This is a genomic window from Candidatus Fokinia solitaria, from assembly GCF_003072485.1.
Lineage (GTDB): Bacteria > Pseudomonadota > Alphaproteobacteria > Rickettsiales > Midichloriaceae > Fokinia > Fokinia solitaria.
The window spans coordinates 734504-759253 of record NZ_CP025989.1 but is presented as its reverse complement, the minus strand read 5'-3'; the positions used below and the strand labels follow the sequence as shown (position 1 = coordinate 759253).

Below are 24750 nucleotides of genomic sequence, written 5' to 3'. Positions count from 1 at the left end.
TTTTTTTTAATAGATTTTCTCATTATTATGTCAAGACGTTCTCGTGCAAAGATTAGACAGATATCAAAAGACCACAGATATTCTGATTCTGTAGTTCAGAGATTCATCAATTATATGATGCATGACGGCTTGAAAGCAAAAGCGCAGTTTATCACTTACAAAGCAATAGAAGAAGTGGCAGAATCGAAGAAGATACAGCCATTAACGATGTTCTCGGAGTGTATAGAGAAATCTAGACCTTTGGTAGAAGTGCGCTCTAAAAGAGTAGGTGGTGCTACGTATCAAGTGCCTCATGAAGTTAGTTTGCGTCGTGGTGTTGCGCTTGCAATGAGATGGATTATTAATGAGGCTAGAAATAATAGAAAAAGAGGCGGAATGGCAGCATCGCTTGCAGCATGTTTTACTGAAATTGTAGAATCTCGTGGTACTGTATTGAAAAAACGTGAAGAAGTACATAAAATGGCTGAAGCTAATAGAGCTTTTGCTCATTTAAAGTGGTAGTCGTTTCTAAGAGACTACAAGAGTTTTAATTTTTTATTATAATGAGTGCTAACGTCCCATCTGAAAGGTATAGAAATATAGGTATAGCAGCGCATATCGATGCTGGAAAAACCACAACTACCGAGAGGATACTTTACTATACTGGAAAGTCTCACTCTATCGGCGAAGTGCATGATGGAAGCGCGACTATGGACTGGATGGTGCAAGAGCAAGAAAGAGGAATTACTATAACTTCAGCAGCGACTACATGCTTTTGGAGAATGAACAATCTTGATTATAGAATTAACATCATAGATACGCCTGGACATGTGGATTTTACTATCGAGGTAGAGAGATCTATGCGTGTTTTGGATGGTGCAATAGCCGTCTTCGACGCTGTAAGTGGTGTCGAACCTCAATCAGAAACTGTTTGGAGGCAAGCGAATAAGCATAATGTGGCGAGAATATGCTTCGTAAATAAAATGGATAGAATAGGCGCGAATCTTATGCGCTGTATTGATATGATGAAGGATAGATTTGGAGTAAAGACAGTGCTTATGCAACTTCCTATAGGAACGGAAGATCAATTTGTAGGTATAGTAGATTTAGTAGAATTTAAGGGATTTCGTTGGACAGGTGATGATAATGGTGCAAAATTTGAAGAAATTCCGATTCCAGATCATATGCTAGAAGAAGCAAAGAAGTTTCGAAATTTAATTATAGAAAGTGCTGTAGAGTATGACGAAAAGTGTTTTGAAAAGTATTTGAATGGACAGGAAATTACTTCTCAAGAGATAAAGAAATGTATACGCCATGCGACAATTAAGTGTGCAATATTTCCAGTTTTTTGCGGAAGTGCTTTTAAAAATAAGGGAGTTCAAATGATACTAGATGCCGTCGTTGATTATCTTCCGAGTCCTTTGGATTTACCTCCTATTAAAGCATTAACTGTCGCAAAAGGTGAGGAAATTGAGTTTTCTCATTCAGACAAAGAGCAAACTGTAGCGCTTGCATTTAAGATAATGAATGATAAATTCGTCGGTTCAATTACCTTTGTGAGAATATATTGTGGTTCTATCGAGAGTGGTGTTGCATTGACTAATACTTCTAAGGATTCTGATGAAAGAGTTGGTAGAATATTGCTGATGCATGCGAATGAAAGAGAGGATATAAAAAGTGCTAAAGCAGGAGATATAGTAGCGCTTGCTGGTCTCAAAAATACCAGTACTGGTAATACATTGTGTTCTAAAACTGGCACTAAAGTGATCTTGGAAAAGATCGAAGTACCGGAAAGTGTAATAAAGATATCCATAGAGCCAAAAAATAAAGGAGATCAAGAAAAGATGAGCTTGGTCATCAATAAACTCAGTAATGAAGATCCGAGTTTGAGAATTGAGGTCAATCATGAGACAGGGCAGACCGTGTTAGCGGGTATGGGAGAGTTACATCTTGATATTATTCTTGATAGAATGAAGAGAGAATTCGGATTAGAAGTAAGACATGGAGAACCTCAAGTTGCTTATCGCGAAGCAATTACTAAAAGTTATACTGTAGATTATTTACATAAGAAGCAGACGGGTGGTGCTGGACAGTTTGCACGTGTTATCATTACATTTGCACCATTAGAAGACGGAGAGACAGGGATAAAATTTGAGAATAAGATTGTTGGAGGTGCCATTCCTAAAGAATATATTCCTGCAATTGAGCACGGTATATACGATGCAGCAGAGAATGGAGTGCTTGCAGGATATAAGTTGCAGGACTTTCGTGCGGTGCTTACTGATGGCGCGTATCATGATGTAGATTCTAGTGCTTTAGCATTCGAAATAGCTGCAAAAGCGGCTTTTAGAGAAGGCATGATGAAAGCATGTCCAAAGCTGTTAGAACCTATAATGAAAGTCGAGGTAGTAACTCCTGTCGATTTTATGGGTGATGTGATGGGATTATTGAATAGTAGACGAGGAAAGATCACAGAGATTGAAGATAATTATAGCGGTAAGGTGATTACTGGAAAAGTGCCGCTTGGAAGTATGTTCGGCTTTGTGAGTGTTTTGAGATCGGCTACACAGGGGAGGGCAAATTATACGATGGTATTTGATTCGTATGAGTTCGTACCACAGGCAGTGAGTGATGCTATAATCAACAAAGAAAAAGGAGTATAGGTAAGAAGTATTATTCGTTGCTTTATCTCTTTTTCTTCGGAAGTAAGATGAAGGGTGAAGTGTGGCGGTAATATAAGAACGTATCGAGGAGCTAAGAAGAAGTAAGATGGAAAGCTTCCAAATACGTGTATTGTACTTGGAAGCGAGGACGAACTAAGATATAACGCTATCTGTATGAAGTATGGAGGAATCGATGCCGCCATTGTGATGAACTACACCGTCGTATGTAGTGTATAACATATCATTGGTAGAGAGGGTAAATACATCGGCATTGTTGTAATGATCATCTGCGACGAAAAACTCTCTAGGAGTTAACTCTGATGTTCCTGGACAACAATGAGGAGAAGTACACATAGGAGCGACCATTATTTCCTTTTTTCTATCACCTTCGAATATAGAAGAATTGAAGTCTCCTACTTTCATAGGTTTACAGAAATGTATCTTATGTATAACGTCCTTAAATGCATTATAAAACTTCTTTGAACTGTGAGTGAATAACACATTTGGATTATTAGGAGAGGTATAAGTCCTGTAATCTGTTCTCGTACCTCCTTTCATCACAACATCTTTATCTTCTAATCTAGCAGGAGCAAACGGTGCAATACTGTATAGAGAGTGTAATTTCATGCTGATCTTATAAGCATCCTCCATGAGAGGAGAATGATACTGTTTTCGAAGTGCAGTAGCGCCTCCTACATCTCCTTTTAATTCCATTTGCCACGCTTGAGCTGCTATTACACTTGCTTGAAGAAGCTTTTCCGATGCTTCTTTCCACACAATTGCTCTTCTATCGTTTTCAGTGATTATAAACTTTGGCAATTCCTGCTCTTGTACATGTTTCAGCTGATCACGGTTTCTCTCTTCTGTTATTACCCATTGCTCATACTCTCTCTCATTCTTTTGTTTTTCCATTTCCAGAATAGAATCTAACTCCCCTAGCAACTTCTTCTGTTTTATCTGATTCACTAGTAAGTTATATCGAGATGATTCATTAGCTAATCTTTCCCGAATGAACATCATCTTGTCGTCGTAATCTTTGATCTGATATGTATCAATCTTTTTTTGCCGCGTCTCTATAATGTTCTTTATCTTCTCTTCTGAGAGCTGCAGCTTCTCCATTTCCTTCTTCTGCTCCTCACTTAATCCTTCCCATCTTTCTCTCCTCTTCTCTTCCTCTACTATTCTCTCTTTACCTTCTTGCACTACCGGCTCTTCTTCCTTCGCCACTTCTTGCACTACCTTCTCCACTTTATCATCTCTTTTCTCCCTCTTATTCTCTAAATTCTGCAGCTCATCCTTCTTGCATATTCTCTTAAAGTACTCTTCCACTTTGTTCACGCATCCTACTTCTGCTTTGCCGAGACTACGCATGCTATTTCCTATTAATGATACTATACTTGTACCAATTACTCCTATAAAGAGATTACCTATAAATGACAGCATGTTCGCATTGATGCCATCATTGCCTCTTCCGATATTTTCTCTATTTCTATTCAATGCCATAGCTTTCTTCATATAATCTTTATCTACTTGTATATCTTTTTTTAGTATACGACTTCAAGCGCTAAAGTGATAAATATTGCAGCTAACTTCATAAGATCTTAATGGCAGTGTATATATCACTCTTCGAGGATATAAAAGAATATACTTATTGCTAATGCTATTTCCGATTCTTACTCAATTACTTTTTGCAGATTGTGCAGTGCTATCTGATTATAAGTATAAAGATTAAAGATGTTGAACTTTTAGATATCGATTCCTTGCTTCTTCTTTGCTATGAGATTTAACATCTCTTTAGCGGCGCGGCGTTCTCCTTCTCTTTTACTTTTTCCTTTTCCTTTGCATTTCCATTTTCCAGCGCTGACTTCGATAATAAATACTTCTTCACCATCCATTTTTTCGATATTTATACATTTATACTGCGGTAACTCAATCTTCATTTCTTGTAAAATTTCTTGTAGTTCAGTTTTCTCATTTTTCTTAATCAGAGAGTGAATACTTTCAGTATCTATCATTTTCTTCCATAAATTTTGAACTACTTTCCTTACTTCTTCTAATCCACCATCGAGATAAATTGCTCCTATTACTGCTTCCAATGCATCTTCAAGATTACTGTCTTTTTCTCTTCCAAGATCGTTTTCCTCTGATGCGCTCATGGCTATGTATTGCCCTAGATGTATGTCCTTTGCTATACGTGCTGACACCTTGCCGTTTACTAAATTAGACATCATAAGAGAAAGATCTCCTTCGCTGTACTGAGGTGTAAGAGTATATACGTAATGAGAAAGTACAAGTTGTATTACCGCATCTCCTAGAAATTCCAATCTTTGATATGTGCTGATCTTCTTCCATTTTGTAGTGTTTAAGCTTGGATGATTCAAAGCTTCTTGTAATAACGAGATGTTTTGAAATTTATAGCCTAGTATATCTTCTATGTTACGCTTCATGAATGAAATTGCTGAGTGGAGTATTTCGTTCTTAGTTCTGTATTTGGTCTTGCTATTTTGAATGCTGCGTGCGCTGCTGTAGCGCCTTCTGCGAAGCCTGTCAGAATGAGCTTTAACTTATTATCATAGTAGCATACATCTCCCGCTGCGAATAACCCGCTTATTGCTGTAGACATACTAGATTGATTTACTTTTATTTGCTTACTATCTGCAGTAAGAGTAATACCGTTGATAGTATGAATGAATGTATTGACCATTGATAATCCGAAGAATGGCAATAAATATTGCACATCTAATTCTTTTTTATCGATTTCAGAAGCGATGTTACTTAGTCCGATACCTTTTAATTTGCCATCTTCAGAAATGAGTTTGTCCAGTTGATACGGTATTACCATTTCTATTTTGCCAGTTTTGCACTTCTCCATCATTTCATTTACACTGGATGGCATAGCGCGAAAGGTATCTCTTCTATGTATAAAGTATACCTTATTCGCAATATCACTGAGAATTATTGCCCAATCTACCGCAGAATCGCCACCTCCAGCAATAGCTACGTTTTTTCCGTTAAAGATATCGGTATTTTGGATGCTATATAGCACACTATTACCTTCCAATTCTTCTATGCCTTCTAAAATAGGTTTTTTAGGTTCTAGTATTCCGCCACCGGAAGCAATTATAACGGTTTTAGCGTGTATATCTTCTCTACCTTCTGCTTTTAAAATCCATTCATTTTGCTTATCTTTTTGAAGAGAAATCACAGGATAGCTCAGAAAAATGTCGTGTTCAAAGCGCTGTATCTGCTGAAGTAAGTTATCAGTCAGTGCTTTCCCAGAGATTTTTGGATGTGCAGGTATATCATATATTGGCTTTTCAGGATATAGCGCTGCACATTGTCCTCCAACGTAACTAAGTGAATCTACAATTGCTGTTTTAAGGCCTAATGTACCTGTTTCAAAGGCTGTAAAAAGTCCTACAGGACCTGCACCGATGATAATGACTTCATACATATATTGATTATTTTCGTTTACGAAAAACTAGATGATAAAAAAAATGTTTGCAATAATATCAAGAGACGTAATTTTATATTTGTTGTACTCACTCTGATTGATACTACTGATGCTATTGTACTGCTGTAGCCATTTTAGCGATGTACTGCTTTATAATAAATAACGCTATTGGAGTAATGCCTTCTATTTTTCTTATTTCACTCATATTCTGCGGTTTAATTGCTGTTAGCTTTGAGGAAATCTCAGCAGATAGTGATGGTATGAGTTTGTAGTTTAATGTTTTTGGAATTACGGTATTTGCTTCATCATTCATAATGGAGATCTCCTTTTCTTGTCTTGATACATAGTGAGAATATAAGCTTTCAATATGTATCTGTTCTTTTATGTTGTCATCATAGCGATTCATAGTTTGCATATTGTCTAGTATATGTTTCCACTCTATTTCCGGTAATCCTATTACATCCCATAATGACTTTCCTACTCTTTTTTCTAAAGATGGATGCGCTTCGATAATTGTTTTGTCGATTCTTGTATTTTGTAGTATGAGAGTTGCGCTATTAAAGTCATTTTTTTCCGTATAGTATTGCGCTGCTTTTTTCTCTCTTACTACGCCGTACTTTATACCTTTTGCAGTTAGTCTTTTTTCTGCATTATCTGGTCTGAGTACCATTCTGAATTCAGCTCTACTTGTCATCATTCTATAAGGTTCTTTTATGCCTATTGTAATCAAATCATCTATCATCACTCCTATGTATGCTTCGCTGCGGGAGAGTATGAATCTTTTGTAGTTACTGCCTTCTCTTGCATAAGCTGCCGCATTAATACCTGCTATAATGCCTTGTCCTGCTGCTTCTTCGTATCCCGTGGTGCCGTTTATTTGTCCAGCTAAGAACAATCCGCTTACTCTTCTCGTTTCTAAACTATGATATAATTCTCGTGGATTTACGAAGTCATACTCTACAGCATATCCGTATCGCGCTATTTCGCAATTCTCTAGTCCTTTTATAGTTCTTATAAAGCTTTCTTGAACATCTTGCGGCAAGGAAGTAGAGATGCCATTTGGATATATTAAAGTGCTGTCCAGACCTTCCGGTTCTAGAAAAACTTGATGCCTATCACGGTGAAATCTTACTATCTTATCTTCTATTGAAGGGCAATATCGAGGCCCTGTCGATTGTATGAGGTTAGAATATATAGGAGATTTGTGAATATTTTCCTTAATAATGTCATGAGTGAGATTATTTGTATAAGTAATAAAACAACTAATTTGTTGTTGTGAGAATGGAAGCGTTTTTGTCGAAAACTTTCGTGGCGTTATATCACCATGCTGTTCTTCAAGATCTTTATAGTTAATTGAATTTTTAACTATTCGTGCAGGTGTACCTGTTTTGAGTCTACCAGTCGAAAATTTAAGCTTCTTAAATAACTGTGATAATTCTACCGAAGCATTTTCCCCGTACCGCCCTCCTGCTGAGATGGAGTTACCGATGTACATTTTTCCGTTTAAGAAAGTGCCGGTGGTAATTACTATACTCTTAGATAATATTTGATGACGATTGGAAGAATCTGCTTCAATAACAGATACGCCTTGTACTGTATTTAAGTGATTATCAAGTAGAATATCTGTTACTTCTCCAAATATTGCTGTGATATTATAATACTGAGAAAGCACGTACGACATGTGCTTTTTGTACGCCTCTCTATCTATTTGCGCTCTATATCCCCATACTGCAGGGCCTTTGCTAGAATTCAGTACTTTGAAATGTATGCTACTCATATCAGCAACTTGAGACATTATTCCATCTAATGCGTCAATTTCTCTAACGATAGTGCCTTTACCAACTCCTCCTATTGATGGATTACATGATAACTCTCCAAGATTAGCATTAGATTTTGTAATCAAACATACATTACATCCTCTTCTTGCAGCAGCGGCAGCAGCTTCAATTCCAGCATGTCCTGCGCCGACTATTATTACATCAAAATCTTTCATGAGAGATTCAATAAGTTGCCAATGCCATTACCAAAACGTATATGGCAGTGATATAAGTGCAGTTTGAATATGTGGCATTTGTTGCGCTGAGAACAATTTCTTAATATTATGCATATGCAACTTAAAATCTGCTGTCAGTATGTTTTTAGTTTGTTTTGCAATACCATGTGTAGCACTACCACATACGAGCTGTGGATTCATTGCAGTTCTGCCTTTTCGTACTTCAAAATGTAAGTGAGAGCCAGTAGAAGTGCCAGTACTACCAACATATCCTATTACTTGTTTTTGAGATACTTTTTTCCCAACTGCTATACCAGAACTGAACTGTGATAGATGAGCATATACCGTGGAATATCCATTATCGTGTTGTATTCTGACATATCTACCTAAGCCGCTATTATATGAGCATTCTGCTATAGTACCATGATTTGACGCAACTACTAAAGTGCCTCGTGGTGCGCCATAATCTACGCCTCGATGCATGCGATATGTGCCAAAAATCGGATGTTTTCTCCGTCCATAAGAAGATGTTATTTTACCTTTTACTGGAGATATAAACGTACTTCGTGCTTGAGATGATTTATTGATCAATGCCCCATTTTTAAAGAAGTATCCGCTTTGAGTGCTAGTCTTATAAAAGAAGGCTTCAATCGGAGGTTTATTAAGATGTTTTTGGAGAGAGATATACAAGATCGTAGGAGAGCCATTATTTGCATAAGAGTACGCCACTTTGAAATCTCCTTGGAGCTTCTTTGTACATCCGATATTCTTTATAAGACTATTGCAATGATATACTACTTTATCAGAAAGTCCGCTTTTTTTGAGATTCTGAGAAAATGGTAATTTTCCATCTAATTTGCAATTTACTAAGAAAATTGACGATTCTTTAGGTAGTCTTCTTTTTTTTGCAACTTTAGAAAATTCATGAAGGAGGAAGTCTTTATGCAATTTACAAGTCGCTTTGACGTTTTTGAAGTGTTTCACGACATGTATCTGCTGCTTTTCATTGAACATTGCGCAGATTTGATCCTTCCCGTTTTTTACCTCTAAGAGCTTTGTGCCGCTATTATCGTAATCATGCTGTTGTACCAGTATGCTGCTATTTATCTTGAATTTTGTTTTTTTGTATTTTTTGAAAATATCATTTTCCAACTTTTGAGACGAATCATGCGATATTCCTAAAGTTTGAAAGATGTTTGCTAAGTGACGATCGTCGCCAAGTTTATATAGATTGACTCTCGTACTAACAGACTGTAACTCTGTATTCACATGACTAGGCTGCTGAACTGCGCGATCTGCAGTATTGACCTGTTCACACATCAGTGCGATCGATACGCAAATTGCAAGCGTTACGGAAAGCAATATTCCATAAAAAGCGCTATTTCCATGATTAGTCTTCAGCATTACCTCGAGTAAATTTTTATTCCGCTTGTCATGTGAGAAAATATACGTAGTATAGTTTACAACGAAAAGTCGATTAATGCAATTAGTCGAAATGCCTAGGTGGCGGAATGGTATACGCGTCGGCTTCAGGTGCCGATGACTTTACGGTCATGGAGGTTCGAGTCCTCTCCTAGGCACCACCGTTTTGCAGAGAAGAACAATTCTGTAGGATTATTGAAATAAAGCGGTAGATTTTTACTCTTTCATGATTCTTTCGCGATGTATCTATGGAATTGATTACTATCGGAGCCACCAGCAGTTACCAAAGTCTGTTTCTTCAAAATAATCTTCATAGCGATAAACGCCACCATCAGTACTTTTGCAGCAATATGACCTCCAGCACCAATCTTCTTTGATATCTCCCGCATATCGCTTTGCTAAATTTCTACATGCCAAAAGCCCTTTTGCGATGCCTACAAATTTTATGCTATTTGAATTTTCATCCTTTTCCCAAAGCCTTTCCCAATAGAAGACAGTGTAATATTCTGTTTTTAACCGTGCTTCATTGTCACCAAAAAGTGCTAATATCTCATTTATTAGTGAAAAAGAGCGTTTGTTTAAGCTATTGTGATTATCATATTTGCCATATTGATTATCGTTGTTATCGCAACAGCAGCAACAGAAAGCAACGACTGTAACTAAAATGAACTTTAGAGAGTGATATCCTGATCTTCGCTGCATTTTAGTGTAAAAAATTTGTATGCTTATTTGATAGTTGCGATAGTAGCTAACTGGCAGCAGCCATGTCTATAGAGAAGTAAAATACATGCTAATTTTGTGAATTGTAGTATTTTTCAATTATCACTAGTTCTTTTCGTATTACTGCTTCGCGCTGAATGGTACGATGTTTTTTTCATTCTTCATAAAATTCCTTGCATATAGTGATTGGCTTTCTGCCTTTTTTTACTCTCCACTCATTGCTATCCCTCAAAGAAAATATACATCCGCAATACTCCTGTTTATAGAATCCTTCTGATTTAGCTATTTTGTACATTCTTTCACTGCCTCCGTCCAATCTCCAATTATACGTCCAATACTGTACGTTGTGCTTTTTGGCAGCTGCGATACCGCAGTTATTGATTTGACTCATATCTTTCCATCTCGATATTCCTAGTGAGCTGGTGAATATATTCACACCTCTTTGCTTAGCAAATTTTGCCGTTATTTCAAAGCGCATATCGAAGCACATTGTGCATCTTATGCCTCTTTCCGGTTCTTTTTCTAATCCTTTTGCATTTGCGAACCAGTCTTGAACGTTATAATCTCCATCAACGAAATCTATTCCGAGCTTTTCTGCATATCTTATGTTTTCGGATTTACGTATTTCATATTCTGCTTTCGGATGTATGTTAGGATTATAGAAGAAAATTGTGATGTTAAGTCCAGCATCTTTCATTTTTCTGATCACCTCTCCAGAGCATGGTGCGCAACATGAATGCAAGACGATATCTGTACCTGCTTGTAGCATCGATTCTACCTCATGCATCGTAAGAAGTTTAAATTTATTATCTATGATTGTAGGTAGAGTAAATTTTACGTTATTTAAATTCAAGTATTAGCAGCATTTTACCATCTATTTCACTTAAAAAAGTTAAAGTGATAGATGAAAAGAACCTTACTCTTACTTTCTGAGTGAAATAGAAGGTAAAGTACGTCGAAAGATTAAATGCATTGATAGAATTTGATTAATTTTTATCTGTTCTTTTTTGGAAGGAGAAGCGCAGAATTAACGAATTTCGCGGAGAAATATAGTATGTGGTAGTAGAGTGCCAAGATCGTATTAACGGATTATTTGTAAGCTGTAGAGAGATGGTTATCTTGAAGGTGAGTAAAATTTTCTTGTCTTTTTTGTTAAGCATGCACGACTTAATGTTTCTCTTTTTCTTTCTTGTTGGCTATGTCTTACTCTATAAGATCTTTCGTACTGTATTATATAGTAACTGTCTCAACGTTTCCGCGCGCGCGTGCGATGGCTGGTATATTTTATCTTGGCGTGAGGTAAATGTAGTACTTTACTAGCTATTTTAATGATGATACCATAAAAGCGATCGACGCAAGTCAGTCTATGGTAATAAATACTCTCCGTAATAAATATAATGGACTCGAGGGCAGAACTCGACATCTCCACCAAAGAGGGGGTGAAATAGATTCGACATATATTCAAAGGGTGCAGCTTTTACTCAGCGTGATGCAGCTGTAAAATTGATCGTAAAAATAAATGCAAACGACAACGTAATGCATGGAGAAGAGAGACTACAAACTGCTTTTGCATAACAGTTTTCTCTGAACCGGCGGTTTTGGGGAGCCGAGCAACAGAATTCCCCACGTCTTAATATTACTTTTATGACTCGTCAAAGCGAATTATACTCACTGCTTGTGAAGTATAAAGCAATAGTACAAGATGATGTTCTTTCTTTATGCGAATTTCAGCACAATTCTCCTTTGAAAGAGAGTTATGCGACACTACATTCATGCACTCACATTGTGCAATTTTTGAATTTTTTAAAGAATGACGAGATTTTATCATTTGAAATGCTCTTAGATGTCTGTGCTGTGGATTATCCGGACAGAGAGAAGAGATTTGAAGTCGTATATCATCTTCTAAGCGTTACTAATAATTGGCGTTTAAGAGTGCACTTGCCTATTTCTCAAGATGAGGCGATACCTTCAGTGTATCAAATATACCGATCATCGGATTGGTACGAAAGAGAAGTGTATGACATGTTTGGTATTAAGTTTCTATCGCATCCTAATCTTAAGAGAATATTAAATGAGAGCGACTTTACTCATCATCCTCTAAGAAAAGATTTTCCTTTGAGTGGATATCATGATGCATGTTTCGAACCTAATACAGGCACAGTTGTGAAAAAACCTATAGTATTAGATCAGGCATATAGGAATTTTGATTCAGAAAATCCATGGAAGGATGTAGTATTACCTGGAGATGAAAAAGCTACGAAGGGATAATTGTGATAAGAGTGCGCAATTGATATTGATACAGCGATATTTTTGTGTTACTACTTGGTGCAAACGATAACAATACCTATGGCACAACATATTTCTGCAGTTAAAGCGCGTGCGCGCTCACTGGAACGATATAAGAGAAATAGAGCGGTTAAAAGTAGGGTTAAGACTTTCATTTCAAGTTTGCGGAAGAAGGTCACTGACGTAGTGCGTAATGATTCGCCGAAGGACGAAGTCTTTGTTCTGTTACGTACCGTAGAGTCCGAAATCATGAAAGCGAAATCGAAAGGCGTGCTGAAACTAAATACTGCTTCTAGAATGGTGAGTAACATCACTCATTACGTAAAGAAAAATTTACAAACTTACGCGTAGCTTCGCTGTCTCTCTCCATATATATACACTGGCCGTTTTGCGGCAAGAAATGCCCGTACTGCGATTTCAATACGTACGTTGTCAAAAAAGTAGCAGACTCTCGAGAGTGGAGTGATGCGTATATAAAATGCTTATCATTTTACAAGCCGCTGTTGCAAAAGCATGGAGTATCGACTTTGTTCATCGGAGGCGGTACGCCTTCGCTAGCGCCTATTACGGTAATAGAAGATATAGTGCGCTTTGTGAGTAGCTTTCAGCAAATGCCATTTGAAGTTACGATAGAAATGAATCCACGTGATATAACATCTCAGAAATTATTAGATTTAAAGAATTGTGGAGTAAATCGAGTCTCTGTCGGTATACAGAGTGTTCAACAAGAGAGATTGCAGTTTCTAGGTCGAGATCATTCTGCTGAGAATGCAATTCATTCAATGAATGCTGTATCTTCTATTTTTAATAACTACTCATTTGATCTGATATCCGGTACAGATGGTCAGACTGTTGAAGAGTGGAAGCAGGAGCTTGAGGTGGTAATGAGATATAATCCTCCTCATATTTCCGTTTATCAGCTTACGATAGAGCCAAAGACGAAGTTCGGTAATTTAAAAAAGCGAGGCTTATTGCGAGAAATTGATGATGAAATAGCATTGCAGCTATATGATGCTACGGGTGAAATCTTAGATAGTTACGGCTTATGTAGATATGAGATTTCGAATTACGCGAAAAAAACTTATGAAAGTGCGCATAATTTATCATATTGGAAATATGAAGAATATATTGGCATAGGTCCAGGCGCGCATAGTAGACTCAGATCGCAATCATATGAGTTATTAACGAATTCTCACAATACCTGTCATTCTGTTGCTATAGTTGATGAATATCATTATGAAAAATGGCTTTTAAAAATAAAGCAGAATGATAGCGCTATTAGTACTGTGGAGTTTCTTGATGAAAAGGCAGTTTTTGTGGAAAAGTTGCTTATGGGGTTAAGATTAGAAGCAGGCATCAAAATTGACGATGTGATGATGCAAAATTTAGATTTCTCAAAAGTACAAAGTCTATGCAATGATAATATGCTTTGGTATGATGAAGAGATGTGCTGCATCGGAGTGCCGCGAGATAAATTCAGACTTCTCAATCACATAATTTCTTTCTTAGTTCAATAGTATGGGTATTGCGCAGACATCTTACAGAAAAACAAGGGGCATCAATTCTGATATCAATATTACTCCACTCGTAGATGTAATGCTTGTGCTTCTTACGATATTTATGGTGACGTCTTCCATGATGGTTGGAGGTATAGATGTAGATTTGCCAGATGCAAATACAGCAGCCATACAGCAAGACAATTTGAAAGAGTCTATTGTTGTGTCGATAGCATCTAATGGAGATATATTTATAGATGAAATAAAAATCTCAAATGATGAGAATTTTCCGTATAAATTAAAGGCAATTGCTAAGAAAAAAAAGAATCCTGTGATAATGCTTAAAGGAGATGTAAGTGTCACATATGGTGCTTTAGTTTCTGTGTTTAATCTGATAAAAGATGCTGGATTTTCAGACGTATTGCTTGTCACTCTTCCATATGATAAAAAGCTGCAGTAAACAATGCGCATTGAGGTATGGAAACTGTCATCTCTACTACTAATATCAAGCATAATTATCTAGAGATCGCACATTTTGTTGGAAAAGATGTGCGTTGTTGCGCAGTTGTTAAGGGAAATGCTTATGGAATAGGGCTGCGAAATGTAGCTGCAGCTCTTCTACCTGAGTGCAAAGACTTTTTAGTAGCGGATATTAGTGAAGCGCTAGAAGTTTTCAATGTAGCGAGTGAAGCGAATTTGTCGGATAATGTAAATATATACGTTTTGCATGGTCCTGATTCGGTGGATAATGCTTTACTTGGTATAAAGCGAAGATTTATATTCGTTATCAATGCCGAAGCGCAGTTTTTGCTGCTTGTTGCAGCTTTGAAGGCTGCATCAGATAAAATACCTACGCCTAGAATGATCTTATACGTTGAAGTAGGAATGGTGAGAACTGGTTTTAGCGCAGTGGAGTTATCTTCATTTACTGCCAAATATTCAAATCAGAATCACGATCTAAATCTGTTACCGCTAATATTAGGTATCGAATGTATTGGATTGATGGGGCATATGAGTGTTTCTGAGGTACATTCTCATCCGTTAAATGAGGTACAACTGGAAAGATTTAAAAGTGCCGTTTCTCTAGTGCAAAATGTATGGAATAGTGTTGTAATGCAACATACTTTTGCAAATTCATTTGGCGTACTACTTGGTACTGAGTATCATTTCTCCATGGTGAGAGTTGGTGTTTTGCTATATTCTGACATCGCTTCTCATCCATCTCTTAATCTCTCTGAATCAGTGATCAAAATAAGTGCGAATATATTGCAAAAAGTTATTTTAGATGAAGATGCGGTAGTAGGGTATGGAGGAAATCTTATATTGAAGAGAGGAAGTAAAATAATTACTGCTGAATGTGGCTATTGGTACGGTTGGTATGAGAAGGAACGTCGCGGATTTTGCATGTGCATGGGGCATAAAATTCATATGATTTCAAACGCTATGCAATTAGCGATCTTTGATGCTTCTTCCATGTCAGATGCGGATTTTTTATCAGCACAATCCGTAAATTTGATAGATGATGTGATGAAGATCTCAAATCTCCATGAAAGGTTAGCGCACGAAATGCTGTGTAAGATAGGACGATTGGAATCGAAAAAAATATATATCTGAATTTAAGTGCTTTTCTTGCTAAGAGAGCTTTGATTTACTATCCTTTCGAAGAGATTTATATTTATATGCTTCTGTATGCTGTTACGCTTTTCGATGCTTCTTTTGTCATGGATCTTTCTCGTCGCATGCTCCAGCGACAGATCTTATCAAGATAAAGCATATCTACAGAAAAAAAGAGCAGTTTTGTACAATGATTTCGCCGCTACAGGAGGATTTAAAAAAGCTAAACAAGTGACAGTGTCTCACGCTGTTCAATAATTCATCGTTTTTCATTGTATATGAAAGTTTGCATTAATGGATTCGGTAGAATAGGGAGAAGTGTGTTACGCAGTTTTCTTGATGCTGATGCTGGATATAGAGAATACTTTGACATAGTACGTATCAATGGACGTACTCTTTCTGCTAAGGATGCTGCTTATGCATTGAAATATGATTCTACTCATGGTGTATTGAATATACCTGTGCAGTGTATCGATGATGGATTGTTCTTTCCTACCATAAACAAGAGAATTGAAGTAACTGCTTATGAGAATGTGGAAATACTTTCAGATACCTTAAACGGTGATATCGAGTTAGTGCTAGAGTGTAGTGGCGCATTTAATAAAAAGAGCCTCTTACAGCCGTATTTTCTAAAAGGAGGCGTTACCAATGTAATCGTCTCTGCGCCGTGTGAAAAAGCAGAACATGCAATTATTCTAGGTGTAAACAATGACAGAATAGAAGAGGTAAAAAAAGGTCATATAGTAACTCTTGGCTCATGTACAACAAACTGCATTTTGCCAGCGATTAAGGCAATAAATGACAAATTTGAGATTACAGCAGGTTTTGTAACGACAGTTCACGCGTATACCAATGATCAAGCGTTATTAGATAAATCACATAAAGATAAAAGACGAGGTAGAGCTGCGAATTTATCAATTATTCCTTCTAAAACTGGATTTACCGGAATGATATCTGAGTTATTTCCTAAATTAGGTGATAAGATCGGAGGCGCTAGTCTACGTGTACCAGTTGCTAATGTTTCGACTGTAGATTTTCGATTTTCGGCAAATTGTAAGCTTTCTGTAGAGCTTTTGCTTGATTGCATTACAGATTATGCAAATACCTACGCTGACATAATGGCATTAAATTCAGAGGAATTAGTATCATGCGATTTTAACGGCTGTAAACACAGCTGTATATTTGATGCGACTCAGTCATTCGTCAATGATAACAACGCAAGAATCGTATGTTGGTACGATAACGAAATTGGTTTTTCAAATAGAATGCTGGATCTATGTAAGATGCTTACAGTGCATTATAAAACTATTGCATAAATACGTGTGAATATTTCACTTAATCACAGAATACTTTTTATTATGAATAAGCTCTTCTAAGCCATCCTCTTAAGAAGAGTTTGTTATCATCTTTAGAAGATATTATTCTGTAATATCCTGCAACTTCCGATTTAAGTGCACTTAAAAGTACAGCAGGTTTTGCTCTGTTTGTTGCTTTAAGAGTTTGTTCGTCCAATATGCCAGTCTCCGCTACATTTTTACAGCCTGTTGCCCAAAGTGCACGTTGTAACATTTTATTCGCTACTTGAGAACCTGCATGTACCGCAATATCAAAGATCTTTGCTGCTATTATGGTATTTTTTATCAGATAATAGCGATTTGGCCTCCAATATTTTATGTAATATATTTGCTTTGCTTGCCTTACGGTGAGATTTTTGATATTCACATTAGGATTAGATCTCTTGGAGATGCCGTACTTTGTTTCTCTTCCTTTATCAGATGGATGATTGACATATCCGCCTTCCATCGCAAGTACGAGATTGACGGCATATTCAAATTTTTCATCATCGTTCATGGAGCTGTTACACCGCGTACTGGTACAACCCTTTAAAAAGAGACAACTGATGCATAGCAAAAAAAAAGTGAAATACCTCATCTACTGCTGTAAATCAATACAGTTTTTCCTATTATTACCGTATGGTACATTATTTTTCCAAGTAATTCAATTCTGCTTTTGTGATGCCTAGAATGCTTTATATCAAGACTTATGGCTGTCAAATGAACGTGTATGATTCTGGAAAAATACAAGATTTATTGCTGCCGCATGGTTTCATAATTACCGATACTCCATCAGAATCGGATGTTATCGTAATTAATACGTGTCATATAAGAGAAAAAGCTTCTGAAAAGTTGTATGCAGAACTTGGTAGATTAGCAAATTTTAAGCGTAGAAAACAGCAAGAGGGTAAAGATATAATAATAGTGGTAGCAGGATGTGTGGCACAAGCGGAAGGAGCGGAAGTCGTAAAAAGAGCCCCCGTAGTAGATATAGTAGTAGGTCCTCAATCATATCACGAACTACCTACTCTAATAGAAAGAATAAGAAGAGAGAAAAAATGGTTAGTAGAGCTTTCCTTTGAAGAAAGTAAAAAGTTTGATGCATTGCCGATAGATATTTCTTCGCAGTCCATTTCAGCATTTATATCTATTCAAGAGGGATGCGATAAATTTTGTCATTTCTGTTGCGTGCCGTATACAAGAGGCGCTGAATATTCTCGTTCTCCAGAGAAGATAATGAAGGAATTATCATATATTCTTGATAGTAGAAATGTCTCAGAGGTTACTTTATTAGGGCAAAACGTAAATGCATACCATGGAGTGGATGAATATGGCAATTTGTGGACTTTAGGGCGTTTATTGGAAGTTTTATCACAAGATGAGCGTATTAAAAGATTACGTTATACCACATCTCATCCGCGTGATATGAATGATGAATTGCTATTTATGATTCATAAACATCCTAAAATAATGCCGTTTATACATCTACCAGTGCAGTCCGGATCAGATAAAATTCTGAAAAATATGAATAGAAAACATACTACGAAGGAATATCTTGAAATAATTGAAAAATTCAGAGCAATTTCTGATAAAATACAGTTTTCATCCGATTTTATAGTAGGCTATCCAGGAGAAACGGAGGCGGATTTTAGTGATACTTTGCAGTTGGTGAAAACTGTTGAATATGCTTCGGCGTATTCTTTTAAGTATAGTCCAAGACCTGGTACTCCAGCTTCCATAATGTCAGAGCAAATCTCAGAAGAAGTGAAGCAAGAAAGATTAGCAAAATTGCAAGAGTTGTTAGAGGTGCAAAAGCTGCACTTTAATCAAGAAATGTTAGAGCAAGAGATGAAGGTATTATTGATGAAAGATGGTAAGAAAAAATCTCAATGGATTGGAAAAACAGAATATATGCAGTCTGTGATAGTGGATAAAGTGCCACATGGAGTAGAAATAGGAGATATAGTGACTGTAAAAATTACCGAAGCATTTACTAATAGTATGAAAGGGGAAATACGAGATTTTGCATGAAATCTCAGTTAAGTTTCATAATAGATAATTTATTACCTCGTATCGTTAAGAATTTTCTTTCATTTTGTAACGCTTACTGCTAATGATAGCGCAAAAAGTCTATGCAGAATGAGAGCATTATGCTATCTACGGTGAAGAGTGTAGCATTTTCTGGAATTGAGGTACAAGAAATTGAAGTACAAACTCATATAGGTGCAGGATTGCCGTGTTTTAACATTGTTGGTCTTGCAGCAAAATCGATAGCAGAATCGAGAGATAGAGTAAGAGCGGTATTTAATAGTATAGGATTTGGTCTTCCTGCTAAGAGAATTACGATTAATTTAGCGCCTGCTGATATTATAAAAAGCGGCACGCATTTCGATTTATGTATTGCATTATCTATTTTAGTAGCGATGGAAGTGATAGCGCAGGAAGAGATTGGCAATTTCGTAATATTAGGAGAATTATCATTAAATGGCAGTATAAGGCATGTGAACGGAGTATTGCCCGCTGCTATTAAAGCGACGGAAATAGGATGTGGTGTTATATGTCCAAGTATGAATATTAGAGAGGTATCATATTCTGGTAATAAGAATATTATAGTAGCGTCGCATATTGTGGAGTTAGTGAATCATCTGAAAGGCAGAGAGCTCATCAGTAATCAGCGATATGCTGATTCGTACTTAAAAGAGGAAAAAAGTACTGAACATAACAAGGATTTTTCTGATGTAAAAGGGCAGATTTTAGCAAAAAGAGGAATGGAAATAGCTGCTGCAGGAGGGCATCACGTGCTAATGGTAGGCCCTCCAGGCTCTGGTAAATCAATGTTAGCGAGTCGTTTACATACAATAATGCCTCCTCTTACTGTTGAAGAGCAGTTAGAAACTACGATTATTGCTAGTTTAGCAGGTATATTACGCCCTGAGAATGGTCTGATTACGGAACGCCCGTTTAGAGAACCACATTCTTCATGTACAACACCTGCAATGATTGGTGGAGGAAAAGATGCAAGTCCAGGAGAAGTTACTCTTTCTCATCTAGGTATATTGTTTCTTGATGAAATGCCGGAATTTGGAAGAGGAACTTTAGAATCATTGAGGCAGCCAATAGAAGCGAAATATGTGCAGATTGCAAGAGTTAACAATCATGTTGCATATCCTGCGAAGTTTCAACTTGTAGGGGCGATGAATCCATGTAAATGCGGATATTTTGGCAGTAAAAATGTTGATGCAATATGTAAAAAGGCGCCATCTTGTGCGATTGATTATCAAAATAGAATTTCCGGCCCTTTGCTTGATAGATTCGATTTACAAGTGACTATGAATGATGAATATCATTCTTTTCATAGCGAACAGAGAGAAGAGAGTTCTTGTCTAATACTGCAGCGTGTGATAGCGGCAAGAGAATTGCAGAGAGAACGTAATGTAAGAAATGGAAGAACATATTTGAACTCGGAACTAGAAGGGGAATTATTACATGATGTAACGAAGATGGACGAAGAAGGAGAAAAGTTATTTCTGAAAATAGTGGAAAAATTCTATTTTTCATCAAGAAGCATAAATAAATTAAAAAAGGTCGCAAGAACGATTGCGGATCTAAAGCAGAGCACTTCAAGATTATCGAAATATGATTTGAGTGAAGCATTGAATTACAGAGTGCTAAACGATAGAAAAATGAAATAATAAGATTGTATTTATATTTTAAATTTTAACATAGCTGTATTGTTATCGCAGTTGTACTTGTCAAATAGATGAAATGCCGCCGTATATCCTCTATTATTTTCATAATTTAAAAATCTTCTTATTCTAGTTAATGTCGCTGTACTGACTGAGATAAAATTTATTATTTCCTTATTACTAGAGCCTTTTGATAATAAATACGCCACGACTAATCTTGTTTCGAATATATTTATTTCATAAGTGGTACACAGATCCGATATGAGATCTTTACATCTTTCCGCAGTGCCTGTCTTTAAAAGCGCCTCTTCAAGCGAAGTATAGATATTACACTGAGGTAGTATCGTTTTATATCCATTACAAATTTTATTTTGTAGTACGTGATTTACTTTCATTATAGTTGTCACGCTGCTTCCTGTGAGATTTTTGATCATCTTATATGAGAAATTAGGTTTATGCTGAAGATATAAAGCTATTGTCAATCTTTCTCTTAAAATTCTCAATTCAGGTGGTGTACATAGATCTCTCAACAAAGCAAGTACATTTGTAGATTTTGGCAGCAGTGATATTATGTTGTATAAAGTTGGTATTTCAAACTTATTAAATTTTTCCTTTTGTAATTGCATTGTATATATTTTTCTATGAGTAGTTATGATATGCATTACTTGATAGTATATCACTTCTTATATACTAAATTGTCTTCTTAGTTGTAATTAATTCTTAGATGCAAAAGCAATTTTCGTATGTATATGTTGTAATGAAATTTGTCTTTTTATTTTTTCTTACAAAAAGGTAGTGCTATACTGTAAAAAATGCGTTATAACACATCGAAAGTACTATTTACTTTATATATGAGCAGCAATAATTCGCACATTGTATTATCAAGAAAATACAGGCCATCGAGATTTTTGGATGTAGTTGGGCAAGATATTACCATAAAAGTAATAAGAAATGCCATTCTCTTAGATAGAGTGCCTCATGCGATTCTTCTGACAGGTACACGAGGAATAGGTAAAACAACTATCGCGCGTTTGATTGCAAAAGCATTAAATTGTACGAGTCTGATGGATAATGGAGAAGGATGCGGTATGTGTAGTAATTGTGTGCAAATTGCACGAATGCAACATCCTGATGTGATGGAGATAGATGCGGCGAGTAATACTAGTGTGAATGACGTTAGAGATATCATAGAAACAGCGCAATATATGCCACTTCACTCTAGATATAAAATCTTTATCATAGATGAAGTGCATATGGTTTCAAACAGTGGATTTAATGCAATATTAAAGACATTAGAAGAGCCTCCTTCTCATGTAAAATTTATCCTTGCTACAACAGAATTTAGAAAAATACCGGAAACGATAATATCTAGATGTCAAAGGATGCACCTTCGTGCGTTATCGCAGTTTGAATTAACTGAGTATTATATTAATGTATTGGAAAGAGAAGGATGTAAAGTAGAAAGCGGTGTTGTAGATATGGTAGCAGAAGCAGCTAGAGGCTCAATAAGAGACGGATTATCGATCTTGGAGCAAGCCTTAACTGTAGCATTATTCAATGATAGATGTAGTCCTGTCATTACGCTTGATGATATTGAGTCGTTACTTGGTAAAGTATCATTACTTACTATTGCAGAAATTCTGAGAGATGTAGCTTATTCAGATACGCACGCAGCATTAGAAAAGAGTAGAAAATTGTATGACGGTGGTGCAAATGAAGCAAAAGCTATATTAGAAGCAATGCTTACTGTAGTGTATGAATGCATCATGCAAAGTGATAGTTTAAAGGAATCTGATAGTTGTCTTAATATATTGTTGAAAGATAGTCGTGTGATGGATAGAGCGTTTTTGCTGAAAGCGTGGAATTTACTCATTGAGCTTCAAAAACAAGCAAAGTACACTGCTGATATCACGAAGATGTTAGAAGTGGTATTGGTAAAAATGTCATATGTAGGTACGTTTGAAAATACTGATAAATTAATGGATGTTTTAAAAATGATTATAAGTGATGAAATAGTACAACCATCGTTTATTAGTGATGGTGTTAATGATACTCGTACTACGGAAGATTTTTTTTATAGGATAGAGCGATTGATCAATGATATTATTGCGAAGGGCAGAAGCGAGCTTTTATACGTTGTCAGTAATGAATTGAAAATTGCAGATGTAGATCATGAGTATTGTATTATAAAAGCTAATCCAATTAGTGATGAAAAAAAAGCTTACCTCATATCTCATTTAACTGAAGTGACGGGTAAGAGTTGGAAGTTAGAGTTTACAACAAATGCCGAATGCTTCACTTACTCAGAGTTAAAAAAGCAAAGGCAAGATTTAACACTTAAGAAAATGCAAGACGCGCCATTTATTCAATCAATACGACAATTCATGAGCGATTTTGAAGTAGATAGGACGATTCACGATGACAAGGATTAATTATCATGTTTTTACTTGATATTACTTCGCAAGATGTACACCTTATCAATGACTCATAAGCGCATATCTTGCGCATTTTCACCTTTCTTGTTGACATGATATTTAAGAAGGGTATACCATAGCCGTGTATAGTATATGTTGTTATTTCTAAGGTAAGATTACCTTTATACGGCATATAAAATTTATTCTACTTTCAAGATATTGGCATGAATTCTAAGATTAATTGGCCTGTTTTTACCGTTCTTGTGGTATATCCTGTTCTCATACTACTTGGCATAGCGCTGTACATTGCGTTTTATGGAGTATGCACGAAAGAATTATGGCTTGCAGTGATAGCATACTATGTTTCTAATATATCAGTCGGAGTAGGGCTACATAGATTGTGGTCGCACGGTGCTTATAAAGTTAATAGAGTTGTAGAAATAATATTGATATTTACAAGCGCTTTTTCATTACAAGGTCCAGTACTTGCCTGGGTGTCAGATCATAAATTTCATCATGCATACCCTGACACAGATAAAGATCCGCATACTCCAGTGAAATATCAAAATCCTCTGAAAGGCTTTTTTTGGGCGCATCTCGGCTGGATGATATTTGGAGAATCTACTACGAAGCACATAGACAAAGGTACGATATCTACATTAGGGAAAGATAAGATGCTTGTGTGGCAACTAAAAAATTATTGGCAATTAGCTTTATTTACTCAAGTAGTGCCTACCGCACTTCTTGGCTTTGCTTTTTTCAATGCGCCAATTCAAGCTATGCTAGCAGGCTTTTTGTTCTGTGGCTTAGGTAGAGCATTGCAGCAGCAAATGACTTTTTCTGTGAATTCTATATGTCATTTTTGGGGTAAGAGACGTTATGCTGATGATAGTTCTGTAGATGTGTGGTGGCTTGCATTGCTGTTATTAGGAGAGAATTGGCATAATTACCACCATGCATTTGGTAAAGATTATAGAAATGGCCATAAATGGTATCATCTCGATGTGCATAAGTGGATTATATGGTGTATGTCAAAGATTGGATTAGCAAGAGATTTGCATGTTACTCCAGAAGTGAGGGTAGCTGCGGTACAAAGAGAATACGAGCAGAAAATGCTTGAGAGAGGAAAACAGCAAACTACGGAAGCAAAAGATTTTGCGTGGTGCACTTTAAATGCGGTATCACAAAAACTTGTCTCCTTGGAGAAAATGTATGAAGATGCTTTACAGAGTACTTCCGCGTCTCTCGGTACTGGAAAATTACAAAGCACATTTTCAAACCTTGTACTGTCTATGAAAAATCGCATATCGCAAGATTTTAATTATCGCGCACATACTGTCAGTCAAGAACAGCCTTCTATATCTTCTGCATTAGATTGTGTTGCCAAGATTAATATGATTGGTGAACTGCTGCAAAAAAGTATTGGCGCAGTCAAAGGTTGTGATGTGAAAGTGATTCATCAAAGTGTTATGGATGCTTTGAAAGCTGGCAAAAGAGCAATGAATATTCTGGATAGTGTATTTTTCAGAAGTTTAGATGTTCTACGTAGAGCGGAAACAGCATTAGAAAGTATGAGAAAATCCGATTTTACAGAAATTATGGATGGTACGAAGAAACTTCAGAAATGCCTCTTAAAATTGAAGAAGAAGTGCGCAGTTGCTTAGCTGTGTTTAAATGATATAATCTTCC

The 24750-nt window shown here is 36.5% G+C and carries 22 protein-coding genes, 1 tRNA gene and 1 other RNA gene; 15 read left to right on the top strand and 9 right to left on the bottom strand.

Annotation, left to right across the window (positions count from 1 at the left end):
• Positions 1 to 27: 27 nt before the first annotated feature.
• Both rpsG and fusA read left to right on the top strand, forming a co-directional pair.
• A complete protein-coding gene (gene rpsG / locus Fsol_RS03360) occupies positions 28 to 501 on the top strand; it encodes a 30S ribosomal protein S7 (RefSeq protein WP_108673471.1) in 474 nt (157 codons plus the stop codon).
• Between the two features lie 41 nt (positions 502 to 542).
• Positions 543 to 2642, top strand: a complete 2100-nt coding sequence (fusA, locus tag Fsol_RS03355) for an elongation factor G (protein WP_108673470.1) — start codon at positions 543 to 545, stop codon at positions 2640 to 2642.
• Between the two features lie 153 nt (positions 2643 to 2795).
• On the opposite strand, the gene Fsol_RS03350 is transcribed toward fusA, so the two are convergent.
• The 5 genes from Fsol_RS03350 to Fsol_RS03330 form a co-directional block, all read right to left on the bottom strand.
• Complete coding sequence (locus tag Fsol_RS03350) at positions 2796 to 4145, bottom strand: hypothetical protein (protein WP_145958136.1); 1350 nt, start codon at positions 4143 to 4145, stop codon at positions 2796 to 2798.
• 242 nt (positions 4146 to 4387) lie between these two features.
• Positions 4388 to 5089 (bottom strand): ribonuclease III, encoded by a 702-nt coding sequence (rnc, locus tag Fsol_RS03345; RefSeq protein WP_108673468.1) that lies wholly within the window; start codon positions 5087 to 5089, stop codon positions 4388 to 4390.
• Complete coding sequence (locus Fsol_RS03340; RefSeq protein WP_108673467.1) at positions 5086 to 6096, bottom strand: NAD(P)/FAD-dependent oxidoreductase; 1011 nt, start codon at positions 6094 to 6096, stop codon at positions 5086 to 5088. The genes rnc and Fsol_RS03340 overlap by 4 nt, the downstream gene beginning before the upstream one ends.
• A 112-nt stretch (positions 6097 to 6208) precedes the next feature.
• Positions 6209 to 8089 (bottom strand): tRNA uridine-5-carboxymethylaminomethyl(34) synthesis enzyme MnmG, encoded by a 1881-nt coding sequence (gene mnmG / locus Fsol_RS03335; RefSeq protein ID WP_108673466.1) that lies wholly within the window; start codon positions 8087 to 8089, stop codon positions 6209 to 6211.
• Between the two features lie 27 nt (positions 8090 to 8116).
• Positions 8117 to 9493 (bottom strand): M23 family metallopeptidase, encoded by a 1377-nt coding sequence (locus Fsol_RS03330; RefSeq protein WP_108673465.1) that lies wholly within the window; start codon positions 9491 to 9493, stop codon positions 8117 to 8119.
• Positions 9494 to 9586: 93 nt separating this feature from the next.
• Between Fsol_RS03330 and Fsol_RS03325 the strand changes: the two genes are divergently transcribed.
• Positions 9587 to 9672 (top strand) — tRNA-Leu (locus Fsol_RS03325).
• A gap of 100 nt (positions 9673 to 9772) precedes the next feature.
• Here Fsol_RS03325 and Fsol_RS03750 read toward each other — a convergent pair.
• Together Fsol_RS03750 and Fsol_RS03320 are read right to left on the bottom strand one after the other, a co-directional pair.
• On the bottom strand, positions 9773 to 10213 hold the full coding sequence (locus Fsol_RS03750; RefSeq protein WP_145958135.1) for a hypothetical protein: 441 nt from the start codon (positions 10211 to 10213) through the stop codon (positions 9773 to 9775).
• Between the two features lie 172 nt (positions 10214 to 10385).
• Entirely contained in the window at positions 10386 to 11018 is a 633-nt protein-coding gene (locus Fsol_RS03320) for an epoxyqueuosine reductase QueH (RefSeq protein ID WP_108673571.1), read from the bottom strand.
• A gap of 521 nt (positions 11019 to 11539) precedes the next feature.
• Between Fsol_RS03320 and ssrA the strand changes: the two genes are divergently transcribed.
• The 8 genes from ssrA to Fsol_RS03285 all read left to right on the top strand — a co-directional run bounded on the left by ssrA (position 11540) and on the right by Fsol_RS03285 (position 16943).
• Positions 11540 to 11859, top strand: a transfer-messenger RNA (tmRNA) gene (gene ssrA, locus Fsol_RS03315).
• 16 nt (positions 11860 to 11875) lie between these two features.
• Positions 11876 to 12499 carry a complex I 30 kDa subunit family protein gene (locus Fsol_RS03310; protein WP_108673570.1) on the top strand — a complete coding sequence of 208 codons (624 nt, stop codon included), beginning with the start codon at positions 11876 to 11878 and terminating at the stop codon, positions 12497 to 12499.
• Between the two features lie 57 nt (positions 12500 to 12556).
• Positions 12557 to 12868: a 30S ribosomal protein S20 gene (gene rpsT, locus Fsol_RS03305; protein ID WP_199405093.1), complete on the top strand. Its 312-nt coding sequence runs from the start codon at positions 12557 to 12559 to the stop codon at positions 12866 to 12868.
• A gap of 5 nt (positions 12869 to 12873) precedes the next feature.
• A complete protein-coding gene (hemW, locus tag Fsol_RS03300; protein WP_108673463.1) occupies positions 12874 to 14034 on the top strand; it encodes a radical SAM family heme chaperone HemW in 1161 nt (386 codons plus the stop codon).
• Between the two features lies 1 nt (position 14035).
• Complete coding sequence (locus Fsol_RS03295; RefSeq protein WP_108673462.1) at positions 14036 to 14473, top strand: biopolymer transporter ExbD; 438 nt, start codon at positions 14036 to 14038, stop codon at positions 14471 to 14473.
• A gap of 17 nt (positions 14474 to 14490) precedes the next feature.
• Complete coding sequence (locus Fsol_RS03290; RefSeq protein ID WP_108673461.1) at positions 14491 to 15627, top strand: alanine racemase; 1137 nt, start codon at positions 14491 to 14493, stop codon at positions 15625 to 15627.
• A gap of 75 nt (positions 15628 to 15702) precedes the next feature.
• Positions 15703 to 15885, top strand: coding sequence for a hypothetical protein (locus tag Fsol_RS03745; protein ID WP_145958134.1), 183 nt, complete (start codon positions 15703 to 15705; stop codon positions 15883 to 15885).
• Positions 15886 to 15905: 20 nt separating this feature from the next.
• A complete protein-coding gene (locus tag Fsol_RS03285) occupies positions 15906 to 16943 on the top strand; it encodes a type I glyceraldehyde-3-phosphate dehydrogenase (protein WP_108673460.1) in 1038 nt (345 codons plus the stop codon).
• Between the two features lie 40 nt (positions 16944 to 16983).
• On the opposite strand, the gene Fsol_RS03280 is transcribed toward Fsol_RS03285, so the two are convergent.
• Positions 16984 to 17478: a glycoside hydrolase family 108 protein gene (locus Fsol_RS03280; RefSeq protein WP_158521645.1), complete on the bottom strand. Its 495-nt coding sequence runs from the start codon at positions 17476 to 17478 to the stop codon at positions 16984 to 16986.
• Between the two features lie 164 nt (positions 17479 to 17642).
• Between Fsol_RS03280 and miaB the strand changes: the two genes are divergently transcribed.
• Both miaB and Fsol_RS03270 read left to right on the top strand, forming a co-directional pair.
• Complete coding sequence (gene miaB / locus Fsol_RS03275; protein WP_108673458.1) at positions 17643 to 18992, top strand: tRNA (N6-isopentenyl adenosine(37)-C2)-methylthiotransferase MiaB; 1350 nt, start codon at positions 17643 to 17645, stop codon at positions 18990 to 18992.
• Positions 18993 to 19093: 101 nt separating this feature from the next.
• On the top strand, positions 19094 to 20653 hold the full coding sequence (locus tag Fsol_RS03270; RefSeq protein ID WP_108673457.1) for a YifB family Mg chelatase-like AAA ATPase: 1560 nt from the start codon (positions 19094 to 19096) through the stop codon (positions 20651 to 20653).
• Between the two features lie 11 nt (positions 20654 to 20664).
• Here the strand turns inward: Fsol_RS03270 and Fsol_RS03265 are convergent, their stop codons facing one another.
• Positions 20665 to 21273 (bottom strand): YerC/YecD family TrpR-related protein, encoded by a 609-nt coding sequence (locus Fsol_RS03265; RefSeq protein ID WP_158521644.1) that lies wholly within the window; start codon positions 21271 to 21273, stop codon positions 20665 to 20667.
• A 225-nt stretch (positions 21274 to 21498) separates the two neighbouring features.
• Between Fsol_RS03265 and dnaX the strand changes: the two genes are divergently transcribed.
• Positions 21499 to 23079 (top strand): DNA polymerase III subunit gamma/tau, encoded by a 1581-nt coding sequence (gene dnaX / locus Fsol_RS03260; protein WP_158521643.1) that lies wholly within the window; start codon positions 21499 to 21501, stop codon positions 23077 to 23079.
• A gap of 206 nt (positions 23080 to 23285) precedes the next feature.
• On the top strand, positions 23286 to 24725 hold the full coding sequence (locus tag Fsol_RS03255) for an acyl-CoA desaturase (protein ID WP_108673454.1): 1440 nt from the start codon (positions 23286 to 23288) through the stop codon (positions 24723 to 24725).
• The last annotated feature ends 25 nt before the right edge of the window (positions 24726 to 24750 follow it).